We start from the raw sequence: 8,499 nt of genomic DNA, 5'->3' as shown, positions 1-8,499 counted from the left end.
GCTCGGTCCCGGGGGACCTCTAGAGTCGTTGGCCTTCATGCTGGACCAGGCGATCAACAACACCAGCCTGGTGCTTCTGCTGTCCTATCGCGGAAAGAACCTGCTCTTCGCAGGCGACGCCCAATACGGGAACTGGCAAGCCTGGATGAACGAGCCGGACGGGGTGGAGATTCTGAACAGCATCGACCTTTACAAGGTTTCCCACCATGGCAGCCACAATGCCACGCCGCACAGTGCGGTTGAGCGCATGCCCAAAGGCCGTTTCACCGCACTTCTGTCGACCCAGGACGCGCCATGGCCGACGATCCCCTATGGGAAGCTGATGGCAGCTCTGGAGGATCGCGCCAAGGCCGTGGTGCGAAGCGACTCCCTGGCGGTGCCCAAGGCCCCGGTCGGACCCGAGCCGACACCGTGCGAGAACCTCGTGCCCGGGCCTTTCTGGTACGACTATCACATCACCCTGTAAGCCAAGCATGGCGAAAGCCAGTGAAACCGTCGTCGGTGGGGGGAAAAGCATGACGTCAACGTCCGGCCGGCGACCGTCCGCCACGGGAGGAAATGGGGAAGGAAACGGCTCGGGGGACGATCCCGACCTCGTCTGCTTCAACGGTGTCGATGCGGCCACGGGGCGGCTTCTGATCGAACCGATGCCTCTGGCCGATCTGGCCGCCCTTGCGGTCGAGACCAAGGTCTTCGATGCCGCAGCTTCCACCCCCTTGGTTTCGGCGCAGCAGCGGCGGCGGCTCGGCCTTTCCTACGGTGTCGATCCATCCGACGTGGCGCAGGCCGGTTGGGGCGTGCTGTTCGCGCCGGGCACTGGGGCCGACGTCCGGGACGCCCTCGCCCCCCTGCTGGAGCACCGTCGCCGGCAGGCCGGCAAGCGCTTCCGCAGTTTCGATGTGCAGGCCGGAGAGGACGCCGTCGCCTTTCTGGCCCGCCACGATGTCGGTCTGGGGGACGTCAACCCGAACCGTGTGCCCTTGTATCTGCTCATCATCGGCGAGCCCAAGGATATCCCCTACGACTTCCAGTATCTTCTGGACGCCGATTATGCGGTGGGCCGGATCGCCTTCGACGATGTGGACGACTACCACCGCTATGCGACGGCGTTGGTGCGCAGCGAAACCCAGCCGGCGGGCCGGCGCAGCGCCGCGGTCTTCGCAACCCGCAACCCGGGCGACCGCGCGACCAAACTGAGCGCAACCCGGCTGGCCCGGCCGCTCCTCGAAAACCTGCGCACGCGGATGCCGAACTGGGCGATTCGGGAGGTTCTGGACGAACAGGCCACGAAGCCGGCGCTGTCCAGCCTGATCAACGCGGCGGACCGACCGTCCGTCCTGTTCACCGCCTGCCATGGCATCGGCTTTCCGCCCGACGATCCGGACCTGCAGAAGGCCCGGCAGGGTGCGCTCCTCTGCCAGGAATGGCGGCCGCTGAGTCCCGGTCCGGTGCCTCCGGATTTCTATTTCGGCGCCGACGACATTCCCGGCGATGCGGCGCTCGACGGGATGGTGGCGTTTCACTTCGCCTGCTACGGCGCCGGCTCTCCCGATTTCGACGATTTCAGGACAGGGGGCGATGGCAGACCCCTGCGGCTGGCGCCGGACCCGTTCGTCGCAGCCCTGCCCAAACGCATGCTGCGCCAAGGGGCATCCGCCGTGATCGGCCATGTGGACCGGGCCTGGGCCTATTCGTTCATGTGGCGGGGGATCAGCTCCTATGTCGATGCCTTTGTCGACTCCCTCCACTGCCTTCTCGACGGCAAGCCGGTGGGACTCGCCGCCGCCTATTTCGACGACCGGTTCAAGACGGTGTCGGTCAATCTCCTGCGCCAGATCGCGCTGGCCCGAAACGGGATTCCGATCAACGAGCTGTCTCTGGCGAACGACTGGATCATTTGCCGTGATGCGCGCAATTACACGGTCGTCGGCGATCCGGCTGCCCGCATTTCCTTCCCTCCGCCCGCTCCCTGACACCGACCGCAGGAGGTCCAGAATGCCCATGATCGACGCCACCGCCGAACGGCCCGCCTATGCGATGATCTGCTACGACAAGGCAGGGCAGGAGCGCCCGGACTCCGGCGGCCTGCTCAGCGAGGCGGTGGTCCGGACGGTGCGGGAGACGCCGGTCACCGACGTGTTCCTGTTCAGCCATGGCTGGGACCATGATGTCGAAGGAGCGCTCGGCCAATACGACACATGGCTGCGGACCGCCCTTGCCCAAAGCGGAGGCATCGATGCCGTCCGGCGCAAATACCAGGGTTTCGCGCCGCTGCTGATCGGCCTGCACTGGCCGAGCCTAGCTTGGGGGGAGGAGGATCTTCCCGGCACGTCTTTCCCGGCGATTGCGATGGGCGGGATGGCGGCCTCGCTCGACCTGTTGCGCGAGCGGATCGCCGACCCGCCGAGGCGGAAGCGGCATTCAAAACCCTGGTCGCGGCGGCGGAGCGGGACCCCGATCCCGACCGCCTGCCGGACGACGCGGTCGATGCCTACCGGATCCTCTACCGGGAGGCCGGGTTGGACAGCGCCGGGGCGGGAGCGGCACCCGGAGCGGATCACGACCTCTTCGATCCGCAGGACATCTACGACGAGTGGCGCGAGGCCGAGGAGGAACTGGCCGGACAGGGTGCGTTGCCCTTCGGCGGCTCGGTGGTCGGCGGGCTGCTGTCGCCGTTGCGTGTCCTGTCATTCTGGACGATGAAGACGCGTGCCCGCACCGTGGGCGAGGCAGGACCGGCGGCACTGCTGCGCGCGCTGCACGCCGCGGTGCCGGCCGGGCGTACCGTGCGCTTCCATGCCATGGGGCACAGCTTCGGCTGCATCGTGATTTCCGCCATGGCGGCCGGGCCTGCCGGAAGCCCGCCGAGGGAAGATCTGCTCGACACCGTTTTTTTGGTGCAGGGCGCCTTGTCCCTGTGGTCCTACTGCAACGACATCCCGGAGGCGCCGGGCACGGCCGGCTATTTCCGGCGCATGATCGATGAGCACCGCGTGTCCGGCCCGATCGTCATCGTCCATTCGGAGCATGACACCGCCTGCGGAACCTTCTATCCGATCGGTTCCCGGCTTTCGGCCAGTTTCGCCTTCGGAGGCTTTCCGAAATACGGGGCCTTGGGCAGCTTCGGGGCGCAGGGACCCGGCAACGATCCGGTCGCCATGACGATGAAGCCGGCCGGCGATGCCTATGGCTTCACCGATGGCCGACTCTACAACATCGACGGTTCGCCCTATATCCGGGCGAGGCATGGACTGGCCGGCGCTCACAGCGACATCGCCCATCCGGAGGTCGCGCACGCCTTCTGGTCGGCGGTTGCCGGCGCATGAAGAGTCCGGTGCGGAACCGACAGGCCGACGATCCGCGGGATGCCATCGGCTTCCCGCTGGAGCCGTTTCTCGCCTCCCTGGCTGCCGATGGCATCCATCTCTCGCCGCGCGACTACGACCGCATCGCGCTGGCGTTGCGTGCGTGGCCGGGGCGGTGGACCGGCGACCACATCGCCGACGTGCTGTGTCCGCTCCTGGCCACCTCAGCCGAGACGGATGACCTGCTGCGCCGCCGGTGCGCCGCCTTCTTCAGCCTGCCATCCGCAGCCGAACGCCGCTTCGCCACCGTCGACGTCCCGCGCGCGTTGGAGGAGTTGGCGACCCTGGAGAGGAAAGACCCAGCCGGAAACCCGAGCGGATCGGCGGGTGGTTTTGGCGTGGGCGTAGGTGGGGATGCGGTCGATGTCGGTCGGAAAGCCGGAGAAATAACGGAAAACTCTAGGAGTTCGCCTTTTGTGCTAATGAATATTTTTGATATCCCTCATTTATTTAAAAGTCTAGTAGACGCCACAAATTTTCGCGCAATTTTTAATTTTAAAAATTCAAAAAAATTCATAGTTTTCGCGATTATAATTTTATTGCAGTTGTTTCTGGTAAGACAATATAGCGAAAATAAAATTGAAGGTTTAATTTACTATATATTGGGATTGATAACAGATAACGTTTATACTAGATTTTTTGCTTCTGTGGTGTTGCTATTGTTGATGATATTTTTTTCTGTATCTATCATTATTTTTATCCTTATCTCTTCCGTTTTTCCTTCTATCCGTAACTTGATAGCGCTCTCAAGACGCTTTTCAAAGCCGCTTGCTGTGATTGACGATGCGGGCGAGTCGCCGTTTGCCATTGCCATGAATGCGCCGCCGGGTCCGCGTCTCAGCGCCACCGGAATCGATGTGCTGGCGGATGGCATCGGGCGGTTCAAAAGCGCGGCAACCAGCCAGATATTGGATATGGCTGGAACGGTGGACACGAGCGTCCGGGCTGGCGGGGTGGCCGACCTGTGTTTCCATCTGCACCGCCGTGACCGTCAGGTCGTCATTCTGGAGGACCGTTCGGCCGAACCGCTGAGCTGGAACAACGCGGCGGCTGAACTGGCGGATGGATTGGAAGAGCGTGGCATCGGCGTGCTTCGCGGCTGGTTCCGGGGAGCGCCCACTGTCTGCTGCCACGAGGACGGGCGGGAACTGCATCTGGACGAACTGGACAACAGCCGGGACGGCTACCTTCTCCTGCTGCTGTCCGACAGCCAAAGCTTGTGTGCCGGCCACCGGCCTTTGCTGGAGGAGCTGTCGCGCTGGCCATGCGTCGCGTGGCTGGAGTTGCGCGACCGTCAGCTTTGGGACGAGGGAACGGCGCTTGCCGCCGGCGCCGGGCTTCCAGTGCTGCCGGCGACCGATGAAGGGCTGACGCAGCTTGCCCGTCTCCATCTGTCGGAGCGCGGCGGTGCTTGCCCGACGCTTGCCCCGGTGTCCGCGCGGGCCGTGTTCCTCGATCCCTACTCGCCCGCTTTGCGCACCCGCATGGACTATCTGCTGGGCGACGCGCTCTCCTGGGCGCAGGATTGTGCGATGGTGCAACCGATCGGCTTCGGTTTGGCCGATGAACTGCGGCGAACCTTTCATGCCAGCGTGCCGCCGGAGCGTATCGACCGGCTGCTCGCGCTGCCAGGGACGGAACGCTCCGCCGTCGGCATCGCTTTCGCCCAGCCCGTCCTGGCCGTTCTGGCCGAGGGGTTCGCCACGCTGCGGGACGCACGGGAACAGGAGCGGGTTCTCGATTTCATCGAAGAGACCATCCGACGCGCCGAGCCTCCCAGGCCCGCCAAGGGCTGCACGACCATTCCCCACCTGATGTGGCGTTGGGCGATGGCGCGCGTGCGGTTGGAGAGGGACCCCGATGCCGCCGCGGAGGAACTGAAGCGGCTCTCCGCGACGCCCCTGGTCCACAGCCTGAAGGACACCCTGCAAAGCCGCACCATCCGGCAGGAGGCGGAGGAGCGGGACGGCCGTATTCCCCTGCGCCGTGCGCCGCGGAGCCTGCTGGCGAAAAACATCCTGAAAGGCCTGACGGGTGAGACCGGGCGGCATTCAATGCGTCAGCGGATGGAGCGCGCTTTGAACACCATGGCCGCGCGGATGCTCATGCATGCCGCCGCTGTGCCGCCGCTGGCGGGATTCGCCGAATCCTATGTGCAGTCGCGCAAGGGGACGTTCGCGAAGTCGCCGGTCGGCTGGCAGGTCATCAAGGAACTCAGTAGAGGCCTGCAGTGCGAATTCTCTCCGGAGGGACGTTATTTCGCAGCAGCCAACGGTTCGGTCGTTCAAATCTATGCGCCTGATTCGGGGCGCGTTGTTCATCGGTTTCCCCACCGTCACGCAATCCGTTGGCTTTCCTTCTCGCCCGATGGAGACAAGCTGGCATGCGGGTCGGAAGCTGGGGAACTCTCGATATGGTCTCTCGACGCTGGGACTCTGCTTATGGAATTCCACGGACTGACACGTGCTTTCATGCCATTCGCGTGGAGCGATAATGATTGTGTTGCTTATTACAATGGGAGCGAAATATTTCTAACAAACAACGACAGATTGTGCAAAATTTTTGGGGAGTCTGATGGTTTATCCTGCTTATACAGCGATGAATTCAGAGTTATAGCTTGCATGATATCAAAAGAAATTTTTTTCTTACCTAGAGTAGGTGAAAGTTATTCAGAAATTGATAACATGAGAAATTCATTTTCTATTATACAACCAATAATATTATTTGGGAAAGTCGGATTTAATCATGAAAAAAAATTCCTATTAGCAAATAGAATGTATTTACATTATTTTAAAGACATGGAAGAAGAAAGTGAAATCGTTGATGAAAATTATCCATTAATTATGTCATTGCCATCAATTCATTACGATAATCTATTAAAATTAAATGAATTATCATTATATAGCAAAAATAATCTTTTTCTTACAATCAAAATATTTTTGATGATTTCTTTATCATCTCTCATGGTGTTTGGATGCTTTTTCATTCCTCCTTGGCTTCGCATGAGGGATGCACAGTGGCGCCTTGGCGACGATGACATGCGGGTTGAGGGGCCTTTGGTCGATGGGAAACGGCTCTCCGCCACCAAACACAAAGAATTCTGGTCTTTTCATCGCCTTGACGAGTCCAAGCCATGACCATGCATATTGAGATATCGCCGTTCGGCAGCAGTTTCTCCGTTCGTGTACGCACAGCTGGAGGAGCGTTCGAGCTGGATCGTCCCGGCGTGTCGCTTGGCCCCGAAGCGATGGTGACTGTCCGGGGCGAGCCGGTGCCCCTTGTCCGCATCTGCGACGCGGCGCGCGAACCGGACTACACCCACACCGCCGCGCTGCTCGACCGGCGCGGTCAGGTGGCGGTGGGAGAGTATCTCTGGAACGAGGTGTTCGGCGATCGGGCGGCCGAATGCTGGAGCCGCCTGCCGAACATCGCCAGCGAAATCCGGATCGTCACCACCGATGAACGCATCGCCCGCCTCCCCTGGAATCTGATGGGACGCGAGGGTGGGCACTGCGTTCTGCGCAACGTGATGGTGGCGTTGGCGACGCGGACGGACCATGAACCGGCTGAACTTCCGCCCCTTCCCCATGTGCTCGTCGTCGCCCCGCAGCCGCGCGACCGCGATCCCACGGCCGGCGCCGCTCATCTGGACGAGTTCGAGGCCATGCTGCGCGGGGCCGATCCCCGCTATGCACAAGGTGGCCAACGCCTCCGCATCGTCCGTTCGTGGCAGGAGTTCCTCGACGTCCGGGATTTCAAGGCCGACGTGGTCTATTATTACGGGCATGGCTTCGCCGATGGCGACAGCGCCGAACTGTGGTTCGAGAACGAAAGCGGGCTGGCCCGCGCCATGCCCCTGGCCGATTTCGCCAACGCGCTGCTGCGCGTCTGCAAGCCGGTCATCGTCTATCTCAACTGCTGCCAGGGCGATGCCGCCGGGTATCTCGGCGCCGGGTTCCAGTTCGGCGACCGGGTCCCGGCGCTGGTGGCGAACCGGGCCACCGCCACTGTCGATCTGGCACGCAAGCAGGGGATGCTGTTCTGGCGCCGCGTCCTGCTCGACGGTGCCGACCCTGGACAGGCCGTGCGGGAGCTGTATCTGGGCTATCTCGAACAGGGGCTGGACAGCAACTCGGTGCATTGGATGACGCCGGTTCTCTACCGGCACTATTCCAAATGGCAGTCAAGCCCGCTGCTGAGAGAGCAGCTCAGCCGGATGGGCGATCCGTCCTGGCACCTGAAGGTCGATCGCGTGCCGCAGGCGAGCCGCATCCTGTACGAGATCGAGACCATGTTCCAGCAGGGCAAGCCGCGATCCCAGGCCTACACATGGTACGGAGGGCCGGGGCATGGATGCGAACTGCTGGTCAAGCGCCTGCGGGTGGACTTCGACGAGCGGCTGCGCGACACCAAGATCGTCGAGTTCGCGCCGGAATGGCCGCAGGTCGCCGAGCCGGGCCAATTTCGCAACATGCTGCTGCAGGCATTCGGCATTCAGCGCTTCGAGGATGTTCCGGCCGCCTTGCGGCGGGATGTGCGGGCGAATTCCGACACGCGCGTCCTGGCCTATATCCGCCACATCACGGTCAAGGGGCAGGGGGTCATCAACCCGGCCTCGCTCCGCCAGTATCTCGACCTGTGGAACCGGGAGGTCGCTCCCCATTTCAGCGTCCGGAATTTCGCCGTCCTCGGAACCGCCTTCGTCGTCGAGAAGCCGCAGAACTTCGCCGAGGCGATGATCAAGCACGGCCCCCCGGCCGACGGCATGGCGCTGACCGGCTTCACCCTGCTCGACGAGCTGAAATCGCTGACCCGCCAGGATCTTGTCCATTTTCTGAACCGGCACAAGATCGAGTATCTTCCTGCGGACTTTGAACGCACCCTGGACGCCATCCTGCAACGAACGGGCGGCGCCTACGAGGCGACGGTCGAAGAGCTGGAGAAGGCGGTGATCAAACTTTGGGAAAAGGGGACGATCGAGCTGACTCCCAACAGCAACGATCCGACCCCGGACTTCGATTACTGATTCAGCCGGAATTCCGATGACCAATTACCGCTTCGATCTTATCCGTGCAGCCGACGACGAGGTGCCGCCCCGGTCGGTTCTTCTGAACCGGCCCTTTGCGGCCATCGA

5 protein-coding genes are annotated in these 8,499 nt (G+C 62.1%); all 5 read left to right on the top strand.

Features of this window, described 5'->3' with window-relative positions; all coding sequences use genetic code 11:
• Positions 1-466 (top strand): hypothetical protein (locus I71_RS16825; RefSeq protein WP_211098398.1); only part of this gene is annotated, 466 nt, incomplete at its 5' end.
• A gap of 49 nt (positions 467-515) precedes the next feature.
• On the top strand, positions 516-1,973 hold the full coding sequence (locus I71_RS16820) for a hypothetical protein (protein ID WP_049976168.1): 1,458 nt from the start codon (positions 516-518) through the stop codon (positions 1,971-1,973).
• 330 nt (positions 1,974-2,303) lie between these two features.
• Positions 2,304-3,326, top strand: a complete 1,023-nt coding sequence (locus tag I71_RS35070) for a hypothetical protein (RefSeq protein ID WP_148294271.1) — start codon at positions 2,304-2,306, stop codon at positions 3,324-3,326.
• Positions 3,323-6,502: a WD40 repeat domain-containing protein gene (locus tag I71_RS16810; protein WP_042695992.1), complete on the top strand. Its 3,180-nt coding sequence runs from the start codon at positions 3,323-3,325 to the stop codon at positions 6,500-6,502. The genes I71_RS35070 and I71_RS16810 overlap by 4 nt, the downstream gene beginning before the upstream one ends.
• Positions 6,499-8,391 carry a hypothetical protein gene (locus tag I71_RS16805; protein WP_148294270.1) on the top strand — a complete coding sequence of 631 codons (1,893 nt, stop codon included), beginning with the start codon at positions 6,499-6,501 and terminating at the stop codon, positions 8,389-8,391. Before I71_RS16810 ends, I71_RS16805 begins: the two co-directional genes overlap by 4 nt.
• The last annotated feature ends 108 nt before the right edge of the window (positions 8,392-8,499 follow it).

The organism is Azospirillum sp. B506 (genome assembly GCF_000333595.1).
Lineage (GTDB): Bacteria > Pseudomonadota > Alphaproteobacteria > Azospirillales > Azospirillaceae > Azospirillum.
This window is presented reverse-complemented; position numbering and strand designations above follow the sequence as displayed.